The sequence below is a fragment of the Desulfuromonas versatilis genome (assembly GCF_019704135.1).
GTDB classification, from domain to species: Bacteria; Desulfobacterota; Desulfuromonadia; order Desulfuromonadales; family NIT-T3; genus Desulfuromonas_A; species Desulfuromonas_A versatilis.
On the sequence record NZ_AP024355.1, the window covers coordinates 2,971,553 to 2,997,926 of the forward strand.

Consider the following 26,374-nt stretch of genomic DNA (forward strand, 5'->3'; position numbering starts at 1 on the left):
CTAAATGGAGGAGGCTTTTCATGGCCACAGTTGTCGGAAAAATGGGCAAGGAGATGGACGTGGAGAATAGCCGCCCCGCGAAACCATTACTTTTTTCATGGTTCTTCTTCTGTTTCCTCGCCATCGGCACGCCAATCCGGGCTGAAGCGGCCAATCCCACCACTGCCGGAACCGCCACGGCCGTCCAAAGCACCCTGAACGCCATCGGCGTCACCATGCCCTATACGGGTGACGACAACGGCACCAGCAGCTACACCGTCCAATACAAGCTTTCCGCATCCGGCAGCTGGACCACCTGGATCGCCGGCGCCTCGAATACTCCCAGTCCCTATGTCAAAAACATCACCGGCCTGGTCAACGGTTCGACCTACGACGTGCGGGTCACCTACCTCGATGCCAGCGACGGGCTCTCCAACCCGGGTTCTGCGACCCAGACCATCTCCAACATCACCCTCGCCTCCTGGGTCGACAACCCGGGCCTGCACAACAGCAACCGTTTCCCCGGCACCACCAAGCACAGCGGCAGTTGGGGCGTTCCCGGCGGCCAGTACGGCGGCTTCACCTGCCAGACCTGTCACGGAAAAAACACGGGCAACATCAAGCAGATCGTCAAGTCCGGCCTGAGCGCCCCCACCGGCACCTTCCCCGCCCAGGCGGCCGGCGGCAGCATCGTGCTCACCACCACCGACCAGCAGGGCAACCCATCCGGGATCGGCTTCGGCGACGACTCGGCAGCCCGGGACGTCAATTTTGTCAAGGTCTGCGAGGCCTGCCATTCGGTCACCAACTATCACCGCTACGACACCTCGGGGCAGAGCAACCTCACCCACTACAACGGTCAGGACTGCACCAAGTGCCACCAGCACAAGGATGGCTTCAAGGCCGGTTGCAACGCCTGCCACGGCAACCCGCCGACCCAGGACAGCGACCTGGTCTACCAGCTCGACGCCCCGGACGATACCGGCTCCCGCACCTGGGGCGAACACCAGAAGCACGCCGTTGTCCTGGGCTATGCCTGCAACACCTGCCATAACGGCTGGGAAAACAACGGCGAGATGCCCAAGGCCGGCAACATCAACATCGGCTTCAACGCCTTCGGCAAAACCACGGGCAGCTACGACGGCCGCACCCTTGGTGCACCGCAGAACGGGAAATACACTGCCGCAGCCGGCCTGACCCTGACCCAGACCAAGACCAGCGGGGCAACCACCTGCGCCTTCTATTGCCACGGCTACCAGGTGCCCCAGTGGAACCCGGCCGCCACCGCGGCCTGCGGCGCCTGCCACGGCAAGGTCGCCGGCTACGGCGACAACCGCGACGGCATCCCGGACGGATCGGCCGGAGTCGGCGGCAGGGCTCTTTCCGGCGCCCTGACCGGCTTCAAGGTCGGCAAGCACGCCAACCACCTGGACGACAGCGTCGCGGCCACCGGCGACCCCTGCGCCCTGTGCCACAACGGTGCCGGCTATGCCGACGCCACCCACGTCGACGGCACCACCAACCTCAGCATGCATGCGTCGGCCGGCGGCAGCGCCAGCTATGCCACCGGGTCTCCCGGCACCTGCAGCAACCTCTCCTGCCACGGCAACGCCCCCTGGGACTCGGCCGCCACGGGAGGCTGCGACTTCTGCCACGGCGGTGGCGGCCAGTACTGGCCCAACGGTTCAGCCTACCCTGATCGTTCCGGCCGCCACGACAAACACCTGACCGCGCTGGCAGCCAAGCTGTCCATTACCATCCCGGGAACCGACGCGCAGCAAAAGCGGATGTGCGCCTATTGCCACAATGACGCCACAGGCGTCGGCGGCAGCGGTCACAACGCCAACGGCGGCGACTCCACCGCCGACCTGGGCGGCTTCAACCCGATCTGGGATGCCACCGACCCGCCCAGCGTCGCCGATGCGGGCGCCGCCTTCGTCTCTGCCAACGGCGGCTGCAACAGCATCGACTGCCACAACAACAAGGCCACCGGCAGCACCACCTACGGCTGGCGCAATTCCGGGCTGAGCGCCTGTATCATGTGCCACGTCGACGTGACCACCGACAGCACCCATGTGGCCCACACCGGCTCGGCCGCCAACTACGGGCGGACCATCGTCTGCACCGACTGCCACAACGCCACCACCTGGGCCAGTTCGGCCCCGGGCACCGGGCACCTGAACGGCAGCTGGACCATAGTGAATTCAACCTACACCGGGACTTCAACCACCCAAGCCAAGGGGACCTGCGGCACCAACGCCTGCCACCAGAATGGTCTGAGCGCTGCCCCCCTGCGCGCCTACACCTGGGGCACCGCCCTGGCCAACGACTGTGCCAGCTGCCATGCCGCGGCGATGGCCAGCAACAAGCACAACCAGCACCTGGTGAGCAACTCCCTGCCAGGGACCGACCTGGACTTCGGCACCGCCGACGAATGCCGCGCCTGCCACAACACCACCACCTCGGGCACCGGCAGGGCCAGCGGTTCGGCCCACCTGAACGGCACCCGCAACCTGGCGTTCAACGCGACCTACAACTATGAAAACCTGGCCGCGGCCCGCGCCGCCGGCGCCGGTGCGACCACCACCTGCTCCAACGTGCGCTGCCACAGCGGGGTCACCACCCCGCAGTGGAACTCGACCGTCACCTGCGGCAGCTGCCACAACACCGGCGGCACCGGCCCGCTGCCCGGCCAGGCCGGGGTGACCCGCAGCCACCCCTACCACGCCAACAACGACAGCAACTACACCGACTGCGACAAGTGCCACGGCGCCTCGGGCGTGACCGTCTCGGCCACCTACACCGCCACCGGCGGGGGCGGCGCCGGAAAACTCCATCAGAACCTCGTGGTGAACCTGTGGATCAACGGCGCGGCCAACCGCTACGCCGGCGACGCCAGCCCGGCCGGCGTGAACTGGGCAGCGGGAGCCGGCCAGGCCGACGACGGCACCTGCAGCAGCACGGCCTGCCATGGTGGCAAGACACCGCAGTGGGGTGTGTACAACGATACCGTGTCGGGCTGCCGGGTCTGCCACGACCCGACTTTCGGCAGCTATGACGGCACCAGCAATCCACTGCCGCCCGCGGTAGCCCGGATTACTGCCGCGAGGCCCCACACCGACCCCGACGGGACCGGAGGGACCTATTCTGCGGGCGACTGCCGCGGCTGCCATGCAGGGCACAACCAGGGGGTAGCCATCAGCCTGCCGCCAACATCTTGGCCGCTGGCAGCGGGCGAAACCCACGTCAATGGAAACATGCGAACCCTGCTGGGCTTTACCGGCTACACGGGGTCTTCGATCAGCATCGGTGGGCCGGCTGCGGCGCTGGTTGATGGTGCGGCTCGTCCCCTGGTTCATGCGGCCATCCGTGGTAAAACCACCGAAGCCGAGGTCTGCTGGAGCTGTCATGACTCCCTGTCCACACCAGTCAGCGAGTGGGGCTACAATTCGGACCCCGATGGCACCACCTGGCCGAAAACGGTTATTGCCAGTGTCGCTGACGGCTCTGTGAGTTCCCACAACTTCGGCTGGCTCTACAGTGCCAAGACCGGCGGGGTGAAAGTTTCAGATTGGACCACCTCCGGAGCCTGGATTCGAGACGGCTATCGCAGCGTTCTCGACCGTCCCGTGGCTTCGATTCACGCGGTGAGTTTTACCGATTCCGATCATTCTTCCAGCGTCGCCAACAACCTCGTCGCAGGCAAGGTAAAGCGGGGCGCGAGCTCAGGTTTGCCCAATCCGGACACCGGGACTCCCGTCTTGGAGAGCAAGGCGGCGATCCGTTGCACCTATTGCCACGACGTCCACGACACCTTTGGGCCCAACAGCAAGCCCTACGTCCGCGGCTCCTGGTTGAGCAACCCCTACCCGCCGGATATGCCGCCTCTGGTCGGGGACACCTATCCTGCGGCCAACAAATACACTCATGGAACCAACTCGACCGTACCCGTACCGCGACTTTACGTTTCAACCTCGAAAAACAAGGGGGGGTACTTCATCGACCAGAACAGCGGGCGCCCCACCGACTCCCAGACTCTCCCGAATTCTGCGGGCCTCTGTACCATATGCCACGGCAGTTCCGTAGACAGCATGGATTACTACACCGGCGCAAAATTGTGGCGCCCCAGCCAGGTGAACGGTCATGCCAACTCGACCATCGGAGGCGGCGGGGCCTCGAATGCCAACGCCAGGAACATCTTCGACGGTCGCCGGGGAGCCACCACCGGGTTCTTCATGGCTCTACAAGATTCGGTCAATGTCAGCCAGTGGGGCAAGAACAAAGGGCCCACCGGGCAGCAGGTCAAGGGCACCGCACCCTTTGGCAGCACCTTTAGCTATCAACCGGCTGATGGCGGCGTACCTCCGGCAAAAAACACCGGCTGGTATGGCGGCACCGAAGGCAACAGCACCCGTGGAGCCCAGTACAGCACCTGGTACAGCGGCAACACCACGGCCACCCATACTGCATCCATCGGCACCGACGGGGTCACAACCAGGGCCCACACCTTTACCTGCTCCAAGTGCCACAGCCCGCACGCCGCGAAGCTGCCGGCCCTGCTCATTACCAACTGCCTGGACCAGCCCCTGGGTACCTGGACCGCCAACGCCAACTCGGGACGCGGCACAATCGGCCCGAACGGCACCTCGACTTGGCTGCCTTACGTAAAGAACAACTGCCACAGCAAAACGGCAAGGGATACCGGATGGAATTACCTTGAGACGAGTCAATAGTCCGGGAATAAGGAGAGAACTACCAGAAAGGAAGGCCCGGGAGCGATCCCGGGCCTTTTGCGTGGTGTGAAATTCCGCGTATGGCAACGCACGGTTGGCCCAGATTTGCCTTCAGCAGAGCGCAGGTATGGGCGACGCGTCCCTTCCCTCAACAGGGAAGTAAGTTCAGGGGGTGATTTTTTCGATGGAGATCTCGTCCACCAGCACCGGTGCGCGATCCTCGGAACCCTCGCGGTAAAAGATCAGGTGCACCATCCGGGTCTTCTCCCCGGTGACAAAAGTGAAACTTTGCGGCTCCCAATTGTTGTCGCCGCGTAATTTCAGGCCCTCCTGGACCCCCGTCTGCCGCTGTTCGGCCAACGAACGCGGGTACTGTTCGCCAATCCAGAGAAATTCGTCGAATTCGAGAATCCCGATCCCCGTCTCCCCTCCTTCGGGCAATGCGGTTTTGAAACGGGCACTGACCCGGTAGGCCGTTTCAGGCTCGACGGCAAGGGGGGAGAAAAACCCCAGAGAATCGAGTCCGGCGACACTTCTGAAGCTGAAGGCCCGGCCACCCTGGCCGAGAGGGATGGGAACCTCCACCACCCCCGAGGTTCGGACTACGTGCTCAATATAGGAGTTCCAGAATGGAAGTCCCACTTCGTCCTCATTCTCGGGCCGGTAATCGCCAATGCGCGGGAACAGGGAAAGCCTCGGCTGGCCTTCGAAATCTTCCCTGAGCGGCGGGGCGGGCGGGACGGGTTGGCCTGGCTCAGGGGCGTAGGCGCTGGAGGCTACCGGGGTCCCTTCCCGACGGGGCCCGGGTTCCCCGGGATGGTCCTCCTGGCGGCAGGCGCCAAGCAGCAACAAGGCCAGCAAGGACGCCGCCACTCTCCCGCCACGCCCGATCCTTGATCTTTTTTTGGCCATCACTGACTGCTTTCCTTCGACTCCGGCCCCGGGCCTTTACCCATGCCCGCCTTTTCCATGGTCTCGATGAGCCCGGGGATATCCGCATGGTAGTGCGCTGACCAGGCCAACTGCTTCAGCGGTTTCAGCAGTTCAAGGGCGTCACTCTTTTCATCCATCTGCAGCAGGATGTCGCTCCTGCTCAAGTTGATGAAGGGGTTGTCGGGAAAGGTCATCGCCGCTTTTTCGAGAAGCACCAGAGAGGCGGTCGGATTTTTGTCGTTCATGGCCACCTGGGAGAGATCGAGGTATGCCGCCCCGTATCCCGAGTCCATGGCCACGACCCGATCGAGGGTTTCCAGGGCGGCGTCGATTTCACGGTTTTCGAACTGGATCTTGTAAAGATCGTACTGGGCGGTGGCATCCCCGGGGGCCAGTTCGGCAGCCTTCTGGTGCATCTCCTTCATCTTCTGGGGCTGGAACATGTCCGCGCCGTAGAGCGCCTCGGCCCGCATGCGCCAGAGCTCCGGCATGTCGGACTGCAGCATTTCGGGCTTGCGGAACAGCTCGGCGAGGTTGGTCAATAAAAAGCGGGTATCGAGGGAAACCACCCCTTCGATGGTTGAATAGGAGAGGGTCACGTCCAGCACCTTCCACCCCATGTCGCGCAAGCTGATCGCCAGTCCGTGCAGCAGGTCGTAGAGGGGGGTCTTGACTTCGTCCTGGTACATTCCCTTGAAATACCCCAGGTCGACATGAATCAGCGCCGGGGCCGTGATATCCGGCAGGGCGAACGGGTGCACCGCCCTGAAGGGTATGCCCTGGACCTGCCCCTCGAACACGCCTCCCGCCAGGACCAACTGCCGGCCTTCCTCCTCGGTCAGGAACCCGGCCTCGACCACCTGGCCACTGAACGTTTCCAGGGAGAGTTCATCGATCTTGACCTTGGAGGGGAAAACCCAGGTCACCTGGGAGAAAAACCCGGCCTCGAGGGCCGCGCGCAGGGTCTGGGTGGGCAGCAGCAGGGGTGCTTCGCGGAAAAAACTGCCATGGGCCCGCAACTCCCGGGCATCCCCTCGCTTGACCATGGCCAGAGCCTCGGATTTCACCGTCTCGGGGATTTGGTCCAGAAACGGATGAATGGAGAACAGGACCAGTTCGGGCCTGGCCTGGGCATGCCGCTGCCAGGTGGAGATTGCCTCGGTGGGAAGCTCGACGAGCACCGGTTCGATGGCCGAACTCATGACCGGGACAGCTTCGCTGGAAGCCTGGGTGGCCGCAGGCTCGGGGGGGGCCGGTGTGGCCACCGGCTCGGTTTTCTTTTCGCAGCCACTCAGCAGCAGGCCGAACAAAGCAATTAAGACAGCCAGATTCTTCATGAATTCTCCCTGGATCGGTTGCGGGTCAAGGTCCCGATTATAGGACAGCATCCGGGAAGGTTACAGCAAAAATCCGGCCAATTTGGGGGACAAGGAAAATAGAGCATTTTGACATCATGACGTCATGGAGTTATGATGCCTGAAAGGAGGTGGGCATGGAAAGCCAAACCAAAAGATCAACGATATATTTCGACCCTGACCTTCACCGGGCACTGCGAATGAAATCCGCCGCTGCCAATCGCTCCATTTCAGAAATCGTCAACGATGCTGTGCGCCGGGCTCTGCAGGAAGACCAGGAAGATCTCGCCGCTTTCGAAGGCCGTGTAGCGGAGCCGACCATCACTTACGAAGAGCTTCTTGCCGACCTGAAGGCCCATGGCAAGTTATAAGCTCGTCTTCAAAAAGTCCGTCGCCAAAGACCTTCGAAGTATTCCCAAGCCGGATCTAGATCGAATTTTGAAGTGTTTTGAATCTCTGGCACAGAATCCCCGCCCACTTGGATGCGAGAAGCTTTCAGGGCAGGAGAGGTACCGTTTGCGGCAAGGAGTCTATCGAATCCTGTATGAAATCAGGGATGAGGAGTTGGTTGTCACCGTGGTCAAGGTCGGACATCGGCGGGAGGTTTACAGGTAGCCTCGAGCAACCGCATTCGTGGTTAAGAAAAAGGGTCAACCACTGGGGCGCGGGGAAAAGGCAGCCTAAAGGCCAGATTTCAGCCGACGGATCAGCCTGATCGGACCAATCGGTCAGATTCGACGTGGCCGCAACCGGGTTCGTCGGCCCAAAGAGAAAGCCCCGCTGCCGGGGCTTTCTCTTTGCTTGATCTACGATTTACTTCTTGAGGGTCATTTCGAAGGCCTTTTCGGCCTTCTGGGCCGCGGTTTCGGCGCGATTGGCAGCGCTTTCAGCGCGATTGGCCGCGGTTTCGGCGCGACCGGCGGCAGATTCTGCCTTCTGGGCCGCGGCTTCGGCGCGGCTGGCTGCCGCGTCGGCACTTTGGGCGGATGCAGCCGCCTGTTTGCTGGCGCTCATCGCCTGATCAAGCATGGCCTTGTCGGCCGGCGAAAGTTTCGCTGAGCACCCGGCGAGCAGCATGAGGCCAATCCCGGCAGCACCCAATGTCATTTGCAGTTTGCGCATCTTTTTCACCTCCTTGGGGGTTATGGCACCTAGTTATAAATGAAGCAGATTCTTACCACCTGTCAATGCCAGTTTCAATTTTTTTTTGAATATTTCCAAGGGCCTATCCCCTCCCAGCGCGAGCGGGTCGATCCCTCATGAAAATTTTGGAGAGTGGCTTCCACTGCCGAACCGTCGGTCGAGAACCATGCGGCGGTAACGAAAGATTTCTGCCAGCCTGGGGGCCACCAGCAGGCGGTTGACCACCTGCCCCAGGGGGCCGAAACCCAGTGCGTAATGGACCAGGTCTTCCATTTCGACACCATCGGCCACAGGCCGGAAATCATGCTGGTGGTGCCAGAAGCGGTAGGGGCCGAAACGTTGCTCATCGACGAAAAACTCGGGTTTTCTGGCCTGGGTGATCTCGGTGACCCAGCTCACCGCCACCCCGGGGACCGGGCGCAGGCGATAGGTGATGAGCATCCCCGGGTACATTTCGGCCGGCAGCGGCGAGGTGACTGAGAGGTTCAGCCAGGGGGGAGTGATGCGGGCCAGGTTGGCGGGATCGGAGAAGAACTCCCAGGCCGTCTCGCGGCTGATGGGGAACACCTGCCGGTACTGCAGGGTGTAGAGCCTCATCGCGGGGCCGTCCGGCGGTCGGCCGGCAGGCGCTCCGGCCCCTGGAGAATCCTCCCGTTGACCCGCTCGGCGATCCCGCGCAGCATCCCGTTGAAAACCACCCCGTGCAGGGGATAGACCGCGACCCAGTATAAAATTCCCCACAACCCGCGGGGCAGGAAGCGGGCAATCTGCTTCAGGTCGGTGCATCCCGGTTTGGTTTCACCCAGCCGGAACTCGAGCACGGCTTCCCCGGGCAGCTTCATTTCGGCCACCAGCAGCAGCCGGTGCGGCTTTTCGATGGCGAGCACCCGCCAGAAGTCGAGGGCGTCGCCGGGCCGCAGCTCACTGGCATCGCGCCTGCCGCGGCCGAGCCCCACGCCGCCGAGCAGGCGGTCGATCCAGCCGCGCAACTGCCAGAGCCAGTTGCCATAGTACCAGCCGGTGCGCCCGCCGATGGCAGCCACCGCCTGCCAGACTTCGTCGATGGGGGCCTCCAGCATCACCCGGCGCCCGTCTCTGTACACCGTCCCCCCGGCCCAGCGCGGATCCTCGGAAAAGCTCCATTCAGCCGGGGGGACCACCCCGGCGTCGGTCCAGGAGCTCTCCACCTGCTGCTGGCGAAGCCTCACCAGGGCCAGGCGGATCGCCTTGCGGCAGTCGAAAAGTCCCTGAGGGATGAGCTCGCGGATGCGGGTGTCGGTGCAGATCACCGGGTTGCGCAGCCCCTCGGCCAACGGCATGGCGATGGCGGCCGGGACCGGCGTTACCAGGTGGATCCAGTAGGCGCTCAGCCGCGGGGTCAGTACCGGGACGGGGATTATCCAGCGCCGGTGCAGCCCGGCTTCCTCGGCGTAGATCTCCATCAGCCGGCGGTAGCTGACCACCTCGGGCTGGCCGATGTCGAAGGTGCCGCCGATGGTTTCCGGGCATTCGAGGCAGCCCACCAGGTACTGCAGAACGTTGCGCACCCCGATGGGCTGGCAGGGGGTGTCGATCCAGCGCGGAGTGATCATCACCGGCAGCCGGTCGACCAGGTAGCGCAGGATCTCGAAAGAGGCGCTCCCCGAGCCGATGATCATGGCGGCCCGCAGGATGGTGGCCGGCACCCCGCCCGCCTGGAGGATGCGCCCCACTTCGCTGCGGGAGCGCAGATGGTGGCTCAGCGAAGGGTCATCCTGGCCCAGGCCTCCGAGGTAGATGATCCGCTCCAGCCCTGCCGTCGCGGCGGCCGTCACCATGTTCTGCGCAGCCTCTCGGTCGGTGCGGGCGAAATCGGTGACCCGCGGATTCATCGAGTGCACCAGGTAGTAGGCGGCGCCGCAGCCGGCGGCAGCCTCCGCCAGCGAGTGGAGGTCCAGCACGTCGGCCTGGACCAGTTCGAGCTGGGGATGCCCGGACCAGGCCCGGCTGCGCAGCTTGGCGGGGTTGCGCGCCGCGGCCCGCACCCGGTACCCGGCTTCGAGCAGGCGCGGCACCAATCGCCCCCCGATGTACCCCGTGGCGCCAAGCACCAGGATAGGCTTTGCGTTGTTTTCTGCGCTCATGGCCCCTCTGCGAAAGCTGCCTGCTTACATGTAGCTCATTTTACTGGAGAAAGCGGAAAGTACAAGGACGGCCTTGACATAGAGAACCTTTTTGGTTATATTTATCTCCAAGAACAGAAACCTCCTTTACCTCCTTTGTGGCGCGTTTGCACACCTCCTGGCAGGCGCGCCTTTTTTTTGCTTTGGCGGTCAAAAAACACAGGCCGCGTCTTATTCGTCGGATATCGGTCGGTTCGGACCTATCCTGCGGTTAAGGCGCGGCCTTCAATCTTTAAAACTCAAAGGGGTCCGGGTTCGCCCTCGAGCATGCCCACCGGCAGCAGGGTGGCAGCGCGGGTCAGTTCATCCAAAGCCTCACCGCGGCTGTCCACGGGCAGTTTGCCGAGCTTTGCCGCTTCGGTGTAAAAGGCCTCCAGATCGCCCCCGGCGCGTCCCAGCAGTTCGCGGAACGCCGGCACCAGCACCCGGTAGGTGCTGATGGAGACCAGTCGGGCGTTGTTCAGCCCCTCCCCGAACCAGCGGTCATAGCCGTGGCTGCCGCCCCAGCTTGACTTGAGCTGATCATAGGCGGAGCGCATCTCGTCGTAGATCTCCTGCTTGCGGGCCCGCTTCTGCTGAAAGGGCAGCGGCCTGGCATAGAGCTCCTTGAGTTTTTCGCGGTATTCCAGCACGGTCTCGATAAACTGCTCCTCGCGGTGGAATTCGGCGAGGTAGGCCCCGTGCCCCTCCCCTTCCCCCCGGCTGGCCAGCCAGCGGGCCACCCCTTCGAGTTCGACGGTTTTGGCGAAGGCCTCGTTGAAGCCGGAGTCTCCCTTGACGTAGAGCCGCTGGTGGGCCAGTTCGTGAAAGATCAGCCCGGCCAGGTTCGGTTCGGGGCGGTTGCAGAAGGTGTTCAGCACCGGATCGTCGAACCAGTTCAGGGTGCTGTAGGCGGCCACGCCGTAGACCGTCACATCATGCCCCGCCGCCCGCAGGCCGTCGGCGAAACGCTCGGCCTCCTCGCGCTTGAAGTAGCCGCGGTAGGCCACGCAGCCGGCCACCGGAAAGCACCATTGCAGCGGCTCGAGCGAGAATTCGGGGGCCGCCACCACGTTCCAGACCACGTAGGGACGCTCCAGGTCGGCGTAGGAGCGATAGCTGCCGTTTTCCGGCAAGCGCAGTTCACGACTGGCGAAATCCCGGATTTCGAGAATGGTCTGCAGCTGCTTCTTCAGCTCGGGCCTGGTGTCCGGATCCTCGATGACCTGGGGAATGGGCCGGCAGCGGCGCATCACGTCGACGTGCCCGCTGACGCACTGGGCGTAGTAATCGAAGTTGGAGCAGGAAGCCAGCCCGGCCAGGGAAAATCCGGAGAAGGCAAGTATGAAAAGGATCGTTCGACGTCTCATAGCCTTTAAAATAGCACAGGGTCAAAACTTTTGAGAATCCGGAAGGCACAGTTCCAGAAGTTCTCCTGACTCCTGACTCCCCAAAAGCTTTTCACCCCGTTTGCAGAATCACCAGCGGCCCGTCGGGCACCACCGCCCAGCGGGCGCCCTGGCCGAAGCGCCAGAGCAGTTCCTCCACCGCGGTCTCGATGGAGCTGACCGGATGGAAGTGGAAGCGCCGCAGGGTTTCGGCATCGATCCCCCGGGTGTAAATCCAGATATCGTTTTTCAGCATGACCTGGTAGGTCTCCTGGGCGCACCACTGATCGGGGATGAAGAACTCCTTGCGCATCAGCTTGCCGATGAACTCCGCGGGGGTGGTGGCATGCTCGAAGACCTCCCGGTATTCCTCGCTGCCGAAGCCCTCGAGGCACTCGGTGGCGATGAGAATCACCCCGCCCTCTCGGGTGGCCCCGGCCACTCCCGAGATCCCCTTGGAGGTCTGGTAGAGGTTGCAGTCCAAAGGCGCGCCGGCGTTGGTGGTGACCACGAAATCCAGGGGCGCGTCGAGGGTCCGCACGCAGAAGCGGGAGAGAAATTCCACCCCCCGCAGGTGGGCCTGCACGGGATGCCCGGCGAACACCCCGGTCAGGCGCTTGGCCGTGTCGAGGGTGACGTTGACGATGAAGTCCGCCCCGGCCTGCTCCATGATCGCCAGGGCCGCCTCGTGAAAGGGGTTGCCGTCGAGCACCCCGTAGCGGGTCCCGGGGTGGGCGACCATCTCGGGGCCGTGCATGTACTCCAGGGTCCGCAGCGAGGAGATGCCGGGCAGGATCGACTTGCGCCCGCCGGAGAAGCCGGCCCACATGTGCGGCTCGATGAAGCCGGTGAGGATCTTCAGGTCGGCGTCGACGTAATGCCGGTTCACGTAGGCCGGCACTCCGTCGCCGATCAGCCCGACCTGCACCATGTCCGCGTCGCGCTTGGAGAAATGGTTGATAATCCGATACCCGGCGGCGACCTCGGGTCCGACCAGCCGCTCGAGCTCGGCCCCCTCGTTGGGGCGATGAATCCCCGTGGCCACCAGGATGGTGATCGCCTCGCGGCGGATGCCGGCGGCTTCCAGGTCGGCCAGAATCGGCGGCAGGATCAGGGAGTTGGGCACCGGGCGGGTAATGTCGCTGATGACGATCACCGCGTCCCTGCGCCCCCGGGCCAGCCGGGTCAGCGGCGGCGAGTCGATGGGCGCCGCAAGCGCCGAGCGCACCGCCGCGGCGCCATCGTCCAGGGGCGAAGCCTCGGCCGGGGTCAGCACCCCTTGAAAGTTGGGGGTTTCCGGAAGTCGCAGCGGCAACCCCTCGGTGCCGTACTTGAGCCTGACATCCATCATGGGCACCTCCCTTTGTCGATTCCTCCCAGTATAACCGGAATCCTGGGATATGGATCAGGAGGAAAGTCGGGGCTTATCCGAAAAAAAGGAACGATTATTGCATTAACATTTTCACAGACTGCAACCTGGAACTTCACGGATGACGGCATGGCTACCGAACCGACCACCAGCTCCCTGAGCGAAACTTACCTGTCCCTGGAACAGCCCGCGCTGCGCAATGCCCGCGCCGAGGCCCTGCCGACGACGGACTCCCGGCGCGTCCCCAACCCCAGCCCGGCCGCCGAGGGCAAGGACAGCGTGGTGCTCAGCGAAAAGGCCCGGGTGCTCAGCGAATTGACCGCCCGGGACCGGGAAGTGCGAGCCCACGAGGCCGCCCATGCCGCCGTGGGCGGTCAGTATGCGGGCGCCCCCTCCTACACCTACCAGAGTGGGCCCGACGGGCGACGCTACGCCATCGGCGGCGAGGTGCAGATCGACACCTCGCCGGTGCCCGGCGATCCCCAGGCCACCCTGGAGAAGTCCCGGGTCATCCGCGCTGCGGCCCTGGCCCCCGCCCAACCTTCTTCGGCGGACCGGGCCATCGCCGCCAGGGCCGCCGCCATGGCGGTCCAGGCCCGCTCGGAGCTGGCCGCGGAAGCTGAGGGCTCCTCCTCGGCTGCGGACCGCTCTGCCCCGGCGGACCAACCGACGAACGCTCCTCAGCCCACCGCGGCTGCCACAGATTCCCTGCCGGGCAGGATTCTGGACATCCGCGCCTGAACCTCACCTTCCCCTATTCATTGAGCGCCCAGTCGTAATCATCGGCGAAACCGCCGCTGTGGTCGCGCAGCCTCTCGCCCAGGGGCGGGTCGGCAAAACCTATCAGGTGCTGCAGCACCCCCTGGACGCTGCCGCCGAAATCGACCTGGAACCACTCGTAGATGGACGAGACGACCAGTCTCTCCCCCTCCAGGCGCACCCCCCGCGGATGATTGACGTAGGCCCGGGCCCCCTCCTCGAGCAGGCGCTCCAGGTTGGCGGCGGAAAACGGGCGCGGCTGCAGATTGGGACACCCCAGGCTCGCGCAGTTCAGGGCATAATGGACCCGGTTGTCGACGAACACCGGGCGCAGGATGCGGTGCTCGATGTCGTTCAGCGAGAGCCGCTCGCCCTCGATCAGCAGCAGTTGCGCATCCCAGGGGCCATCGCTGAAAAATCCCGGGGAGATATCGATGTCCCGGATGCTGTCCACCGGGTAGTGGTCGAGGACCACCTTGACGGTCAGCGCGTTATAGAGGTTGATCCAGTAAGCCTTCTGTTCTTCGCGGTTGAGCGTGGAGACGGCGACCTGCTGCAGGTGCTCCAGGTAGGAGGCGAGCCCCTGGCGATCCTCTTCGCTTACTTCCCGGTAGCGCAGGCGGTGGATCCCCGAGGGGTGGTCGGTCACCAGGTAGCGCTTGAGAAAACCGCCCCAGGCCGCATGGTTGACCCGCTGGTTGCTGGCCGGGTCATGGGCCTGCCAGCGCGGCCAGAGCTCGGGCCTGGGAGCGGCGGGAGCATCCGGGACGGCCATCAGCAGCAACCCTGCCGCCAGCAGGGCAAGCCACAGCGATCTTGCAGTGATCATCAGCACCTCCTGCGGTTTTCATCCTTCTAACATCATAGCAGATCATCGCTTCATTCCCGGGCTTTCGAAAAAACCCTCCCCTCCCCCGGTCGCTGCCGGCCGAGGAGACAAGTTAAATTTTTCTACTATACTTAGGAAAATCCTTCGTCACGCTTGGGGAGGCCTGCCATGAGAAAAAATCCACTATGGTTCCTGGCTTTTGTCGTCTTCATGCTGTTCATTTTGAGCGGTATGCTCAAATAACCCGCCATCTCAACCCCCAAAAAAGAAGGGCCGACCCCATCGGGCCGACCCTTCGCAAACGCCTGCGTCCCGGATTCCCCGCTCAGGGGAGGGACTTCAGGTAGTCGAGCGCCTGGCGCAGGGCCTGCCCGCGGTGGCTGATGCGGTTCTTGATCTCCAGGGGCAGCTCGGCCATGGTTTTGCCGTACTCGGGAACCAGGAACAGCGGGTCGTAGCCGAAACCGCCCGCTCCCCGGGCAGCATCGAGCAAAACCCCCTGCACCCGGCCGTGAAACAGCCGGCAGTCCCCATCGGGGCCGCACAGGGCCATGGCGCAGAAAAAAGCCCCCTGGCGCTTTTCCGCAGGGACCCCGGCCAGCTCATCGAGCAGGCGGCGGTTGTTGTCGGCGTCGCTGGCCTGCTCCCCGGCATAGCGAGCGGAGTAGACGCCGGGAGCGCCGCCGAGGGCCTCGACCACCAGCCCCGAGTCGTCGGCCAGGGTCAGGCGACCGGTGGCGGCGCAAACCTCCCGGGCCTTCTTGGAGGCGTTGGCCTCGAAGGAGTCGCCGTCCTCGACGACCTCGGGCAGCTCCGGGAAGGCGTCCAGCCCCTTGACCATTATGCCGCTGTCCTCCAGAAGTCGGCGGATCTCCTTGAGCTTGCCCTGGTTGCGGGTTGCGACCACCAGCTCCATGCTCAATCCTCCAGGGCCAGGCGCTGCAGCGCGCTCAACTCGCGGCAGCCGCTCAGGGCCAAATCGCGCAGGGCGTCGAGCTCCTCGCCGCTAAAGGGCTCCTCTTCGGCGGTCCCCTGTACCTCCACGAAGCGCCCGGAGGCGGTGACGACGAAATTCATGTCCACCGAGGCGCGAAAGTCCTCGTCGTAGTTCAGATCCAGCGCCGGCTGACCGTCGACGATCCCGACGCTGACCGCCGCCACCCCCTCCTTGATCGGCGAGGCGGCGATCAGGCCCTTGGCCAGCAGGCCGCGGACGGCATCGGCCAGCGCCACGTAGGCGCCGGTGATAGAGGCGGTGCGGGTGCCGCCGTCGGCCTGGATCACGTCGCAATCGAGCTTGATGGTCCGCTCGCCGAGGGCTTCGAGATCGATCACCGCACGCAGGGCCCGGCCGATCAGCCGCTGGATCTCGTGGGTGCGGCCGCCGACCTTGCCACGGGTCGATTCCCGGGGGGAACGAGAATGGGTGGCCCGGGGCAGCATGGCATATTCGGCGGTCACCCAGCCGCGCCCCTCCCCCTTCATGAAGGGCGGCACCCCCTCCTCGACGGTGGCGTTGCACAGCACCCGGGTATCCCCGAAGGAAACCAGCACCGAACCCTCGGCGTAGCGGGTGAAGCCTCGTTCGAATTCGATACGGCGCAGCTGATCGGCGGCGCGGCCGTCTTTGCGTGTTGCAGCGGGTAGTGTCACTGAGCTGTCTCCTTTAGTTCTTCGGCAAAATTGCGCACCCCCTGGAACAGGGCGGCGGCCAGCCGCTCCTGCCCCTCGGGGCTGCTCAGCAGGGCCTGGTCGGCGGCGTTGGTCAGGTAACCCATCTCCACCAGGACGGTCGGCAGGTTGCCCCGCCCCAGGGGCAGCAGCGGCGCCTGGTAGATGCCGGCCACCTCCAGCCCCTGCCCGTTGAAGGCGTCGCGCAGGCGGCGGGCCAGGCGCATGCTGTCCCCCTGGGCGCCCGGCACGGTCTGCCCGGCGAATTCCTCCTGGGGCCGGATGACCAGGTTGATCCCCTGGGGCTGCCCGCTCAGGGCCGCCTGGGCATGCAGCTGGATGAGGGCGTCGACATCGGTCTTTGCGGCGGCCTCGAGCCGCTGCTGGGTGCTCAGGGAGTAGTCGCCGTCGCGGGAGAGGTAAACCGGGATGCCCATGTTCATCTTGAGCAGTTTTTCCAGCCGCTTGGCCACCCCCAGGGCGATATCCTTCTCCTTGACGGCGCCGATCCCCAGGGCGCCGGTTTCCTGCCCGCCGTGCCCGGGATCGATGGCCACCGCCCGCAGGGGGGCGGCGGTTCCGGCGCCCTTTTTGCGCAGCAGCAGGGCGAAGAGCTGGTCGAGGGGGGTCTGCTCCTCCACCAGGGTTTCGGTCTGGGGATTGAGGTTGCGGTAGTACACCGACTGGGTCAGCAGGTTGGGGAAATGAACGGTCAGAAAATCTTCCGAAATCCTCAGCCGGCCGTCGATGAAGCGGGGCGGGTGTTCCAGGGGGATGAACCGCTCGGTCAGCCGCAGGTAGTTGCTGCCGGGCGAGATCCGTGCGTTCCCGAAGGGGGTCTTGATGGTGTAGACATGGTCGACCGAGTCCCATTTCCCCGAGAGCTGCAGGGCCGCAAGCACTTCGTCCACGGGCAGAAAGGCGACCCCGTCGCGCATGTAGACTTCATTGATGGTGACCGGCGCCTGGTTGCCCAGGGCCAGCTCCACCACCGCCGCGGCCGGACTGGCCAGCAGCAGCAAAAGCAGCGATACCCAAAAAGAACGCAGCATTCTCACCTCGCGCAACACAGGCGCACTTTATACCCCAGGGCTCCGCCCCCTGTCAACGCGGCCGCCCCGGGAGCCATCAGCGGTTTCTGACCAGGCGGCGGGCCCGCGTCAAGGGCCTGCCGAGAACCTTGAGCAGGCGCCGGGTGAGATCTTTCTCCAGGGCCCGCTGAGCGCTCAGGCTCCCCTCCTCGCCGGGGATCTGTCCCCCGGCGATCATGCCGTGGCCGCCGGCGGTGCCCAGGCCGTCGACCACGGTGCGCATCACGTCGCCGGCGTGGATCCGGTGCGACAGGGTGCGGAAGGAGAGAATCCCCGTCCCGTGAAACCTCGCCATGCCGAGCACCACGCGGATGTCGTCGGCGCGCAGCAGGAAATCGGCCATCTCGGCCACCATGTCGGGGTTGTCGATGTCGTACAGGTTGAACACCAGCACGTCCCCGTAGGTGCGCGCATTGGAGATGGCCTTGCAGAAATAGAGAAAATAATCCCGCGGCACCGGGGGGTGGATGATCTCGAACAGGATGTGGTTGTTCACCAGCGGCAGCAGGTGCAGGTAGGCCTCGCGGTCGGCCCGGCACCAGTCGCGGCCGAGGTCCTGGGTCTCGGACTTGATGGCATAGAACAGGATGGTGGCCAGCCGGGTGCTGATGGAGACCTTCTGCGCCTGCAGGTATTCGAAGAGGATGGTGGCCGAGGCGCCGTAATCCTCGCGGATGTCGGTCCAGCGGCAGGTGCGGCAGATGTCCCGCGCCTGGTGATGGTCGATCACCAGGTGCACGTCCCGCTCGGCGGGGAAGGAGTTGTTGCCGGTGCCGGGCTGGGTGTCGACCATGCAGACCACCTTGTACTGGTTGAGGTCCAGGGTATCCAGCGGCACCGCCTGGATCTCGAGCTTTTCCACCATGACGCGGTTCTCGCCCCGCCCGATCACCCCGCCGAAGGCGATGGTCGCCTCCTGGCCGGTCTTGACCAGGACCAGGTGTTTCAGGGCCATGGCCGAGGCCAGGGAGTCGGGATCCGGGTTGTCGTGCGCCACGATCAGCACCCGCCCCTTGCCACGCATCCACTCGATGAATTTCTCTGAGAATTCGCTGGACCAGGTCAGATCCGTCGGCATCCTTTACCCTCCCTCATGATCATTGCAGCAGCCTAACCGCTCCAAAACTGACCGCACCGCCTGTTCGGGGGTGTCGCAATAAACCGCGCCCGGCAGCCCGGGCCAGCTGCCCAGGGCCGCGACGGGACGTTCGAGCTTGAGGCCGATGGCCATCTCGGACAGCGTGCCGAACTCACCCTCGACGGCGATCAGCGCCCGGGCGGTGTGGGCGATGATGACGTTGCGCGCATGGCCCATGTTGGTGGGCACCGCCAGGGTTACCCAGGGGTTGGCCTGCTCGGCCCCGGCGCCTGGCAGAATCCCGAGGGTCTCGCCGCCGGCCTCGACGCAGCCCCGGCAGGCCGCCTCCATGACCCCGCCGAGCCCGCCGCAGACCAGCACCGCCCCGGCCTCGGCGATCCGCCGGCCGACCTCGCGGGCGGCGGCGTAGCCCTGCTCGCTGGGGTTCGCCGCGCCGATCACGCCGATGATAAGGCGGGGCTTGGGGTTCGCGGTTCGACGTTCCATGTTGGAAAAACCTTGGTTAAAAGGGCTTTGGGCCGCGTCGGATCCGACGGATCGGTCGGATCGGACGCGGCCAAGCCCTGGCAGAATGGGTCGGATCGGACGCGGCCAAGCCTTGCCAAAATCCGTCGGATCGGACGCCGCCCGAGCGGTTCAAAGCCTTCGCGCGTAACGTTTCAACAGCAGGCTGTTGGTTACCACCGAGACGCTGGAGAAGGCCATGGCCAGCCCGGCGAATTCGGGTTTGAGCACGATGCCGAAGGCCGGGAACAGCACCCCGGCGGCCACGGGGATGCCGACCACGTTGTAGACAAAAGCCCAGAACAGGTTCTGCTTGATCTTGACCAAAGTTTTGCGCCCCAGGCGGATGCCCCGCTCGACGTCGCGGATGTCGCCCTTGACCAGGATGATGTCGCCGGTCTCCTTGGCGACGTCGGTGCCGCTGCCGATGGCGATGCCGATGTCGGCCTGGGCCAGGGCCGGGGCATCGTTGATGCCGTCGCCGACCATGCCGACAAAATGCCCCTGCTGCTGGTAACCGCGCACCACCTCGAGCTTGTCGCCGGGCAGCACCTCGGCCTCGACCCCGTCCAGGCCGAGCTGGCCGGCCACGGCGGCGGCGGCCGCCCGCCGGTCGCCGGTGATCATGACCGTCTTCAGGCCCAGGGCACGCAGCCGCTCGATGGTATCGGCGGCGTTCTCCTTGAGGGTGTCGGCCAGGGCCACCACCCCCAGGGGAGCGCCTTCCCGGGCGATGTAGACCAGGGATTTGCCCTGGCCGGCAAGCTGCTCGGCGGGAGCGGCGAAGGCGGCGACATCCACCCCTTCGCGCTCCATGAGCCGGTGGCTGCCGGCCAACACCCGCTCGCCCTCCAGGGTGCAGATCAACCCGTGGCCGCCGACCTCCTCGACGCCGCTCACCGCCGGCGGGGCGAGCCCGTCTTCCTCGGCCCGGCGCACCACGGCGCGGGCCAGGGGGTGACTGCTCGCCGCCTCGGCCGCGGCCGCGATCCGCAGCAGCTCATCTTCCGCGACCCCGGAGGCGGGGTGCAGATCAGTCACCGAAAACTCGCCGCGGGTCAGGGTGCCGGTCTTGTCGAGCAGGACCACCTGCAGGCGCGAGATGTTCTCCAGCACCGAGGCGCGCTTGAAGAGGATGCCGGCGGAAAGCCCGACGGCGCTGCCGACCATGATCGCGGTGGGGGTGGCCAGCCCCAGGGCGCAGGGGCAGGCGATCACCAGCACGGCGATGGCCATCTTGAAGGCGAACAGGAACTCGGCGCCGAACATCCCGTACCAGGCGACAAAGGTCAGCAGCGCCACCCCCACCACCGCCGGCACGAACCAGTTGGAAACCGCATCGGCCAGCCGCTGGATGGGCGCCTTGTCCCCCTGCGCCTCCTCGACCATGCGCACGATCTGGGCGAGCACCGTCTCTTCGCCGACCCGGGTGGCCTTGACCAGCAGGCGCCCGGTCCGGTTGAGGGTCGCGCCGGTGACCGGCGAGCCGGACTCCTTGTCCACGGGGACCGACTCGCCGGTCACCATCGACTCGTCGACGGCCGACTCGCCCTCGACCACCTCGCCGTCCACCGGCACCTTCTCCCCGGGGCGCACCACCACCAGGTCGCCGACCTGCACCCGGCTGGCGGGCACCTCCTGCTCCTTGCCGTCGACCAGCAGCAGCGCCCGGTCGGCCTGCAGCTGCAGCAGCTTCTTCAGCGCCTGGCTGGCCTTGCCCTTGGCCCGGGCCTCGAGCCACTTGCCGAAGCGGATGAAGGTGATGAGCATGGCGCTGGTTTCGAAGAACACCTCGCCGCCCACCCCGAACAGGTGGAACAGGGCCAATACCGAGTAGCCGTAGGCGGCGCTGATCCCCATGGCCACCAGCACGTCCATGTTGGCCGCGCGGTTTTTCAGGGATTTCCAGGCGCCCCGGTAAAAGGTCAGCCCGGCGGAGAACTGCACGATGGTGGCGAGCAGGGCGTTGAGGTAACCCGTAGCGGCGCCGAAGGGCCCGGTCCACATCAGCGGCATGATCGGCAGCGACAGGGCCGCCGCGAAGATCAGCCAGTTGCGCTGGATGCGGGCCTCGCCGGCCTCCTCGGCGGCGTCGCGAGAGACCAGCGGCGTGTAGCCGGCGTCTTCGACCGCCTGAAAGATCGCCTCGCGGTCGAGGCGCCGGGGGTCGAACTCGACGCTGCCGGTATCCTCGGCAAAATTGATCCGCACCGAGCGCATCCCCTCGAGGGCCCCGAGCTTCTTCTCGATGGTGCCGGCGCAGCTGGCGCAGTGCATACCGCGGATGGCGAAGCTGAGCTTGCCGTCGCTGCCGCCGGCGCCGGTTTGCCGGGCCCGGTAGCCCAGGTCCTCCACTTTGTGCAGGATATCCGGGATCTGCAGTCGAGCCGGGTCGAATTCCACCGCGAGCTTCTCGGCGGCGAAATTGACCGAGGCGGAAACCACCCCCGGCATACCGGCGACCCCTTTTTCGATGGTGTTGGCGCAGTTGGCGCAGGTCATCCCCTTGAGCAGCAGGGTGGCCCGCCGGCTCGCCACCGGCGAGGCGGCCGGCGTCGGTTTCGGTGATGGTGGGGCGGGGGCCTCGTCCGGCGCATCCTCGGCCACCCTGAAGCCCGCCGCGACAATGGCCGCCTCGACCTGCGCCCGATCGAGGCGCGCCTGGTCGAAACGCACCAGGGCCTGCCTCTGCTCCAGGGAAACCTCGGCACTCTCGACCCCACCAAGGACCTGCAGGGCCTCGGTGAGCTTGCGCACGCATTTCTGGCAGGACATTCCCTGGACGGGCAGGACAATCTGTTCCACGGACACGCTATTCTCTCCCGAGAGGACTAGCCGACCCCGATCAGCTTGAGAAACCCTGGGGTGTGGCGGATCGGGTCAAAGTCGGGGTCGGTGCGGGCGTCATCGATGAAATGCCGATCGAGCTTCGAGGCCTTGCGCAGCGCCTTGAGCGCCCCCTCCGCGTCCCCCTTGCGGGCCAGGGCGCAGGCCCGGTTGTAATACGCCAGGGGGTAGCGGGCGGTGCGCTTGATGATGGCGTCGAAGCAGGCCAGGGCGTCGTCGAGCCGCCCCAGGTCGATGAGCACGTTCCCCTTGTTGTTGAGGGTGTAGATCGAGTCGGGGTCCCGCGCCAGGCTTCGTTCCAGGGCCTCGAGGGCCCCGGGCAGATCCCCCTGCTTCTCGAGGATCACCCCCCGGTAGAAGTCGGGCTCGGGGCTGTCCGGCTCCAACTCCTCGGCTGCGTCCAGCACCTCGAGGGCCTCGGCGTAGCGCTCCAGGGCGATCAGCAGGCTGGTTTTCTCGATGTAGGCCTCGTAGAATTCGGGGTCCATTTCGAGCGCCGCCTCGAAGTCGGCCAGGGCCTCTTCGATTCGCTCCAGGCGGGCCAGCGACAACCCCCGGTTGTAGCGGTAGGTGGGCACGGAGGGCTCGCGGGCCACCGCCTGGCTGTAGCCCTCCAGGGCGGCTTCGTCACGGCCCGATCCGGCCAGGGCGTAGCTGCGGCCGTTGAGGCTGCCGGCGTCGGTGGGGTTGATGGCCAGGGCCCGGTTGAAGCTCTCGATGGCCTCATCGAAACGCCCGAGACGGTTCAGCGTGTAGCCGCGATTGAAATAGACATCGGGCGAATCGGGCATGCGCCGCAGGGCCTGGTCGTACATGGCCAGGGCTTCCTCGGTACGGCCCATTTCATCCATCAGGTTGCCCATGTTGATGTAGGCCTCGGGGAAATCCGGCTGCAGCTCGAGGGAGCGCCGAAAATGGTGCAGCGCGGGCTCGTAGTCGCCGAGACGCTCCAGCAGCACCCCGTAGTTATGGTGGATGGCACCGTTGCGGGGGTCGAAACGCAGGGCCTTTTCATACAGGGCCAGGGCGGTCGCCTCGTCGTTGAGGTTGGAAGCCGCCACCGCGCAGATGTTCAGGGCCTCGATGTCGAAGGGATGCTCCTCGAGGTAGTCCTGGGCCAGGTCGAGCGCCGTATCGTTCTCTCCCCGATTGAGGGCCATCTGGGCCAGCTCGAGCTGCTCCCCCTCATCCTGCTGATCGAGAAAGTCTTCGTATTCTTCTTCCATAAAAGCGGCTCCGGATCTGCGGGGATTGCGCCGCCCCGGCGGCGCGAAAGTTGATCAATATAGCAGATATCCCACCGCATTTCACCCCTTGATCGCAGCAACGGGGAAGGAATTCACCCCTTGGACACCCCCGGGTCCCCGGCAGCGCGCAGAGCCGCCACCGTCTGCCCGCGGATGCCCCAGTTCTCCGGGGCGATGTCCTCGATCACCACGTGGGTGGAGGCCGGGTTCTTGTTGAGCACCCGGACCAGCAGGTCGGTGATCCCAGCGATCAGTTCTTCCTTTTGCGCAGCTGTGGCCCCGGCAGTCAGCTTGACGTTGACGAATGGCATGGTTCTTCCTCCTGTGGCTGGAAATAAATGGCAGCTCCTGCACTCTCCAGTATAGACCTCCCGGAGCCCGTGCGGGCCAGTCAATTTTGGGGAAACCGCGATTGGCGAACCTTCAGGCTGCGACCCGGCAGCACAGAGCCCGGCGCATGGATGCGGCTCGATTCGCAGCCCCACGTCCCGCGGCAGGCCAGAGCAGCCGCCGCTCCCTGCCCTTGGATTATACCCCGAAATCCAGTCATTCCAATAAGGTGCATTATTTCTCCCGGAGCATCCGGCCAAACGGGAATGGCCTCCACTTGTCCGTTGTTTCCCACGAGGGGTAAAATACTATAGAGGGCATGAAAAGGTGCCGGTTACCTGCAGAGCCTCTTGGAAAGGAAGGCGACGATGCGTGGCTGGAAATGGATACCGGGAGTATTGGCGCTTGGCCTGCTGGCGCTGGTCGCCTGCACCACGACGCCCAAGCAGCCGGCGCTGCTCGATCCGCAATATTCGCAGATGAACATCAGAACCGTGGCCATCCTGCCGGTGGTGTTCAGGGACCGCGCCATTGACGCGCTGTTTGAATACCGGATCGGCGAGGAGATTCGCTGGCACGCCCGCAAGGTCTTGGGGCAGAAGGGTTACGATGCGGCCTTTGTCGAGGTGACCGAGAACCGCTCGTTCGTCAGGCCGTTCCGTCCCGACGAATCATCGCCGGCCCAGCTGGCCAACCTCGTCCCCACCGGGAGTGATGCCGTTCTGATCATCTGGGTGGAACATTTCCTGGATGCGGGCGGGTTCCCCGGGCATGGCGATGATGGCGAGTTGGCCATGGGCAGCATCGATCCGCTCGAGATCTACGCCTCGGCGGACCTGATCGCCACCAGCACCCGCGAGAGGGTCTGGAGCGACCAGGGTTACGGCCGCGACAGCACCGTGCCGAGCATCGGCATGCAGTGGTGGTTGCCGCCGCTGCGACTGGCGGACAGCCTGTTCACGACCTTGCCCGATGCCGGAGCAGGGAAGATCTAAAGAGTAAGAGCCGGCAACCATGAGCCTGCGGCCACAGCGCGCCGCACCACAATGCATCCCGACCAGGAATACGGACGGCCTCAATGCCGTCCGTATTATTTTTGGTATTTTGCAACGTTCCACGCAGTGGCAAGCAGCAATCCCTTGCATTTTCCGCAAGTTGTGGAAAATAGGGCAATCCCTGAATGTTTCACGGCGGCAACGTTGAGTGGGCCGGAGCGATTTCCTCTCCCCTTGCCGACCCCAGCAGGAATGCGGTCCGGCGGGCGGATAAAAAATTCAATCCAACGTTTTAAAAAATTATCTTGCTTTTATCAAAGGCAGGTATATTCTCCCGCGGTGGTTTGCCGATAATCCATAAAAAGATTTAGTAATAACAGGCGATTAAAGTCAGGGAGGAAAGAGCCGGGTATCCTCGAATACCCTTCCAGCAACCCCTCGGGGCAATGCCCCGAATTCATTCGTCCCTTACTGAAAAAACCACCGGCACCACTCACACACAAATCACGAAAACGGAGAAAACCAATGAAGAAGCTTACCCTGATCGCCGCCCTGATCCTCGCCCTCGCCGCTGTGGGCTGCACCAAAAAAGAATCGGTAACCGAGACCCAGCCGGCCCAGGAAAGCCCGGCCGCCGTCCAGGCCCAGGAAGCCGCTCCCGCCCAGGAGGAAGCCCCCGCTCAGGAGACCGCTGCCCAGGAAACCGCCGCAGCTGAGGAAGCCGTCCAGGGCGAAGCCGCTGGTCAGGAAGGCGCTGCCGACCAGGCCCAGGCCACCGAGCAGGCCCCTGCCCAGACCGCCGAAACCGCTGCACCGGCTGAGCAGAAGTAATTCACTACCCGTCACACCCGCAGGAAAACAACCGGCCGGGAGCCAAGGCTCCCGGCCGGTTTCATTTTGTGCCGCTGATTTTATCCGCCAACTGCTTTTCGTCGGGAAAGCTCCCGGTCGCTTTTTTCGAATAGACCAGGTTGCCGTCCACCTTGACCTCGAAGACCCCGCCGCTCGATTCGATCAACCGAACCTCGGCAGGAACCGCCTGCTTGATTCTGTCCGCCAGACTGGCGGCCCGGCTACGGTAGCCTCACTGGTTGCAGTATTCAATCGTTACCCGCATACAGACCTCCCTTGATGTGGTAACCGGGATCGATGGTGGAATTATACCACTTCGACCCGCTCCGGGGGCAGACCATGCTGAGGGGGGGCGAGTTTGGCCTCAGGGGGAGCCCGGTCTGCCGGCGGCCCGGCGGGCCTGGAAAAATTTGAGGAGCTTCTTGGCCACCAGGGGGAACAGCCCGAGCAGCACGAAGGAGAGTATCAGTCCGGGGGAGAGGATGCCTGCCAGGTTTTCGATCCGGCCAAGCTGGGTTCCGGCATTGACGTAGACCATGGTCCCCGGCAGCATGCCCAGCTGGCTGACCCAGTAATAGGTCAGCGTCTGCATCGGGGTCAGGCCCATGACCAGATTGATGACGAAAAACGGGAAGATCGGCACCAGGCGCAGCGAAAAGAGGTAAAAGGCCCCCTCCCTTTCGATCCCGGCGTTGACCGAGCGCAGCCGGGCCCCGAAACGGGCCTGAACCCAGTCGCGCAGCAGAAAGCGGCTGACCAGGAACGCCAGGGTGGCCCCCAGGGTACTGGCGAAGGAGACCACGAACAGCGCCGGCCAGAAGCCGAACAGGGCGGCTCCGGCCAGGGTCATCACCGCGGCTCCGGGCAGGGACAGGGCGGTCACCGAGACGTACAGCAGAAAATATCCCGCCAGGGTCAGCAGCCGGTGGCTTGCGTAGTAGCCCTGGAAGGCTTCCTGGCGGGCCTTGAGTTCGGCCAGGGTCAGGTAGCGGTGCAGGTCGAAGGCGAAAAACAGGACCACCAGGGCGGCAATCCCGGCGACCAGGACGATTTTTTTGCTTTGCGCGGGCATGGGTTCCTTCATGGGCGCCGGCCCCCCGAAAAACCTG

The 26,374-nt window shown here is 64.7% G+C and carries 22 protein-coding genes and 2 pseudogenes; 6 read left to right on the forward strand and 18 right to left on the reverse strand.

Annotated elements, in window-relative coordinates; all coding sequences use genetic code 11:
• The first annotated feature begins 20 nt into the window (after window positions 1–20).
• Window positions 21–4,712 (forward strand): CxxxxCH/CxxCH domain c-type cytochrome, encoded by a 4,692-nt coding sequence (locus tag DESUT3_RS13400; RefSeq protein WP_221248990.1) that lies wholly within the window; start codon window positions 21–23, stop codon window positions 4,710–4,712.
• A gap of 165 nt (window positions 4,713–4,877) precedes the next feature.
• On the opposite strand, the gene DESUT3_RS13405 is transcribed toward DESUT3_RS13400, so the two are convergent.
• Complete coding sequence (locus DESUT3_RS13405) at window positions 4,878–5,573, reverse strand: hypothetical protein (RefSeq protein ID WP_221248991.1); 696 nt, start codon at window positions 5,571–5,573, stop codon at window positions 4,878–4,880.
• A 50-nt stretch (window positions 5,574–5,623) separates the two neighbouring features.
• Complete coding sequence (locus DESUT3_RS13410; RefSeq protein WP_221248992.1) at window positions 5,624–6,982, reverse strand: tetratricopeptide repeat protein; 1,359 nt, start codon at window positions 6,980–6,982, stop codon at window positions 5,624–5,626.
• A 155-nt stretch (window positions 6,983–7,137) separates the two neighbouring features.
• Here DESUT3_RS13410 and DESUT3_RS13415 point away from each other — a divergent pair, with 155 nt between their 5' ends.
• A complete protein-coding gene (locus DESUT3_RS13415; RefSeq protein WP_221248993.1) occupies window positions 7,138–7,371 on the forward strand; it encodes a ribbon-helix-helix domain-containing protein in 234 nt (77 codons plus the stop codon).
• On the forward strand, window positions 7,358–7,615 hold the full coding sequence (locus DESUT3_RS21345) for a type II toxin-antitoxin system RelE family toxin (protein WP_221248994.1): 258 nt from the start codon (window positions 7,358–7,360) through the stop codon (window positions 7,613–7,615). The genes DESUT3_RS13415 and DESUT3_RS21345 overlap by 14 nt, the downstream gene beginning before the upstream one ends.
• A gap of 198 nt (window positions 7,616–7,813) precedes the next feature.
• Here the strand turns inward: DESUT3_RS21345 and DESUT3_RS13425 are convergent, their stop codons facing one another.
• The 5 genes from DESUT3_RS13425 to larA form a co-directional block, all read right to left on the reverse strand.
• Window positions 7,814–8,122 carry a hypothetical protein gene (locus tag DESUT3_RS13425; RefSeq protein ID WP_221248995.1) on the reverse strand — a complete coding sequence of 103 codons (309 nt, stop codon included), beginning with the start codon at window positions 8,120–8,122 and terminating at the stop codon, window positions 7,814–7,816.
• Between the two features lie 135 nt (window positions 8,123–8,257).
• Entirely contained in the window at window positions 8,258–8,740 is a 483-nt protein-coding gene (locus DESUT3_RS13430; protein ID WP_221248996.1) for an SRPBCC family protein, read from the reverse strand.
• Window positions 8,737–10,266, reverse strand: a complete 1,530-nt coding sequence (locus DESUT3_RS13435) for an SDR family oxidoreductase (RefSeq protein ID WP_221248997.1) — start codon at window positions 10,264–10,266, stop codon at window positions 8,737–8,739. The genes DESUT3_RS13430 and DESUT3_RS13435 overlap by 4 nt, the downstream gene beginning before the upstream one ends.
• A 278-nt stretch (window positions 10,267–10,544) precedes the next feature.
• Entirely contained in the window at window positions 10,545–11,654 is a 1,110-nt protein-coding gene (locus DESUT3_RS13440) for an aminopeptidase (protein WP_221248998.1), read from the reverse strand.
• Window positions 11,655–11,745: 91 nt separating this feature from the next.
• Window positions 11,746–13,023: a nickel-dependent lactate racemase gene (larA, locus tag DESUT3_RS13445; RefSeq protein ID WP_221248999.1), complete on the reverse strand. Its 1,278-nt coding sequence runs from the start codon at window positions 13,021–13,023 to the stop codon at window positions 11,746–11,748.
• Window positions 13,024–13,353: 330 nt separating this feature from the next.
• Between larA and DESUT3_RS21350 the strand changes: the two are divergent.
• Window positions 13,354–13,660, forward strand: a pseudogene (locus tag DESUT3_RS21350) (putative metalloprotease CJM1_0395 family protein); the annotation flags it as partial.
• Window positions 13,661–13,795: 135 nt separating this feature from the next.
• On the opposite strand, the gene DESUT3_RS13455 reads toward DESUT3_RS21350, so the two are convergent.
• The 9 genes from DESUT3_RS13455 to DESUT3_RS13495 form a co-directional block, all read right to left on the reverse strand.
• Window positions 13,796–14,629 (reverse strand): DUF547 domain-containing protein, encoded by an 834-nt coding sequence (locus DESUT3_RS13455; protein ID WP_221249001.1) that lies wholly within the window; start codon window positions 14,627–14,629, stop codon window positions 13,796–13,798.
• A gap of 325 nt (window positions 14,630–14,954) precedes the next feature.
• Entirely contained in the window at window positions 14,955–15,545 is a 591-nt protein-coding gene (locus DESUT3_RS13460; protein WP_221249002.1) for an XTP/dITP diphosphatase, read from the reverse strand.
• 2 nt (window positions 15,546–15,547) lie between these two features.
• Window positions 15,548–16,282, reverse strand: coding sequence for a ribonuclease PH (gene rph, locus DESUT3_RS13465; protein WP_221249003.1), 735 nt, complete (start codon window positions 16,280–16,282; stop codon window positions 15,548–15,550).
• Entirely contained in the window at window positions 16,279–17,352 is a 1,074-nt protein-coding gene (locus tag DESUT3_RS13470) for an N-acetylmuramoyl-L-alanine amidase (RefSeq protein ID WP_221249004.1), read from the reverse strand. The genes rph and DESUT3_RS13470 overlap by 4 nt, the downstream gene beginning before the upstream one ends.
• Window positions 17,353–17,428: 76 nt before the next feature.
• Complete coding sequence (locus tag DESUT3_RS13475) at window positions 17,429–18,469, reverse strand: DHH family phosphoesterase (protein WP_221249005.1); 1,041 nt, start codon at window positions 18,467–18,469, stop codon at window positions 17,429–17,431.
• A gap of 3 nt (window positions 18,470–18,472) precedes the next feature.
• Window positions 18,473–18,976, reverse strand: coding sequence for a TIGR00725 family protein (locus DESUT3_RS13480; protein ID WP_221249006.1), 504 nt, complete (start codon window positions 18,974–18,976; stop codon window positions 18,473–18,475).
• A gap of 150 nt (window positions 18,977–19,126) precedes the next feature.
• Window positions 19,127–21,805, reverse strand: coding sequence for a heavy metal translocating P-type ATPase (locus DESUT3_RS13485; protein WP_221249007.1), 2,679 nt, complete (start codon window positions 21,803–21,805; stop codon window positions 19,127–19,129).
• A 20-nt stretch (window positions 21,806–21,825) separates the two neighbouring features.
• Entirely contained in the window at window positions 21,826–23,067 is a 1,242-nt protein-coding gene (locus DESUT3_RS13490) for a tetratricopeptide repeat protein (protein ID WP_221249008.1), read from the reverse strand.
• Window positions 23,068–23,180: 113 nt separating this feature from the next.
• Complete coding sequence (locus DESUT3_RS13495; RefSeq protein ID WP_221249009.1) at window positions 23,181–23,399, reverse strand: tautomerase family protein; 219 nt, start codon at window positions 23,397–23,399, stop codon at window positions 23,181–23,183.
• 387 nt (window positions 23,400–23,786) lie between these two features.
• Between DESUT3_RS13495 and DESUT3_RS13500 the strand changes: the two genes are divergently transcribed.
• Together DESUT3_RS13500 and DESUT3_RS13505 are read left to right on the forward strand one after the other, a co-directional pair.
• Complete coding sequence (locus DESUT3_RS13500) at window positions 23,787–24,413, forward strand: hypothetical protein (RefSeq protein WP_221249010.1); 627 nt, start codon at window positions 23,787–23,789, stop codon at window positions 24,411–24,413.
• Between the two features lie 525 nt (window positions 24,414–24,938).
• Window positions 24,939–25,244: a hypothetical protein gene (locus DESUT3_RS13505; RefSeq protein WP_221249011.1), complete on the forward strand. Its 306-nt coding sequence runs from the start codon at window positions 24,939–24,941 to the stop codon at window positions 25,242–25,244.
• A gap of 61 nt (window positions 25,245–25,305) precedes the next feature.
• Here the strand turns inward: DESUT3_RS13505 and DESUT3_RS13510 are convergent.
• Both DESUT3_RS13510 and DESUT3_RS13515 read right to left on the reverse strand, forming a co-directional pair.
• A pseudogene (locus DESUT3_RS13510) lies at window positions 25,306–25,485 on the reverse strand (SelT/SelW/SelH family protein); the annotation flags it as partial.
• Between the two features lie 144 nt (window positions 25,486–25,629).
• Entirely contained in the window at window positions 25,630–26,349 is a 720-nt protein-coding gene (locus tag DESUT3_RS13515) for a TVP38/TMEM64 family protein (protein ID WP_225911508.1), read from the reverse strand.
• Window positions 26,350–26,374: the final 25 nt, after the last annotated feature.

Excerpts from the sequence above, each read along its gene's own strand:
- DESUT3_RS13495 (WP_221249009.1), bottom strand. The coding sequence starts at position 23,399 with ATGCCATTCGTCAACGTCAAGCTGACTGCCGGGGCCACAGCTGCGCAA.
- DESUT3_RS13470 (WP_221249004.1), bottom strand. The coding sequence starts at position 17,352 with ATGCTGCGTTCTTTTTGGGTATCGCTGCTTTTGCTGCTGCTGGCCAGT.
- DESUT3_RS13415 (WP_221248993.1), top strand. The coding sequence starts at position 7,138 with ATGGAAAGCCAAACCAAAAGATCAACGATATATTTCGACCCTGACCTT.
- DESUT3_RS21345 (WP_221248994.1), top strand. The coding sequence starts at position 7,358 with ATGGCAAGTTATAAGCTCGTCTTCAAAAAGTCCGTCGCCAAAGACCTT.
- DESUT3_RS13515 (WP_225911508.1), bottom strand. The coding sequence starts at position 26,349 with ATGAAGGAACCCATGCCCGCGCAAAGCAAAAAAATCGTCCTGGTCGCC.
- DESUT3_RS13490 (WP_221249008.1), bottom strand. The coding sequence starts at position 23,067 with ATGGAAGAAGAATACGAAGACTTTCTCGATCAGCAGGATGAGGGGGAG.
- DESUT3_RS13400 (WP_221248990.1), top strand. The coding sequence starts at position 21 with ATGGCCACAGTTGTCGGAAAAATGGGCAAGGAGATGGACGTGGAGAAT.
- DESUT3_RS13475 (WP_221249005.1), bottom strand. The coding sequence starts at position 18,469 with ATGCCGACGGATCTGACCTGGTCCAGCGAATTCTCAGAGAAATTCATC.
- DESUT3_RS13440 (WP_221248998.1), bottom strand. The coding sequence starts at position 11,654 with ATGAGACGTCGAACGATCCTTTTCATACTTGCCTTCTCCGGATTTTCC.
- larA (WP_221248999.1), bottom strand. The coding sequence starts at position 13,023 with ATGATGGATGTCAGGCTCAAGTACGGCACCGAGGGGTTGCCGCTGCGA.
- DESUT3_RS13425 (WP_221248995.1), bottom strand. The coding sequence starts at position 8,122 with ATGCGCAAACTGCAAATGACATTGGGTGCTGCCGGGATTGGCCTCATG.
- DESUT3_RS13430 (WP_221248996.1), bottom strand. The coding sequence starts at position 8,740 with ATGAGGCTCTACACCCTGCAGTACCGGCAGGTGTTCCCCATCAGCCGC.
- DESUT3_RS13410 (WP_221248992.1), bottom strand. The coding sequence starts at position 6,982 with ATGAAGAATCTGGCTGTCTTAATTGCTTTGTTCGGCCTGCTGCTGAGT.
- DESUT3_RS13435 (WP_221248997.1), bottom strand. The coding sequence starts at position 10,266 with ATGAGCGCAGAAAACAACGCAAAGCCTATCCTGGTGCTTGGCGCCACG.
- DESUT3_RS13455 (WP_221249001.1), bottom strand. The coding sequence starts at position 14,629 with ATGATCACTGCAAGATCGCTGTGGCTTGCCCTGCTGGCGGCAGGGTTG.
- DESUT3_RS13460 (WP_221249002.1), bottom strand. The coding sequence starts at position 15,545 with ATGGAGCTGGTGGTCGCAACCCGCAACCAGGGCAAGCTCAAGGAGATC.
- DESUT3_RS13480 (WP_221249006.1), bottom strand. The coding sequence starts at position 18,976 with ATGGAACGTCGAACCGCGAACCCCAAGCCCCGCCTTATCATCGGCGTG.
- DESUT3_RS13500 (WP_221249010.1), top strand. The coding sequence starts at position 23,787 with ATGCGTGGCTGGAAATGGATACCGGGAGTATTGGCGCTTGGCCTGCTG.
- DESUT3_RS13505 (WP_221249011.1), top strand. The coding sequence starts at position 24,939 with ATGAAGAAGCTTACCCTGATCGCCGCCCTGATCCTCGCCCTCGCCGCT.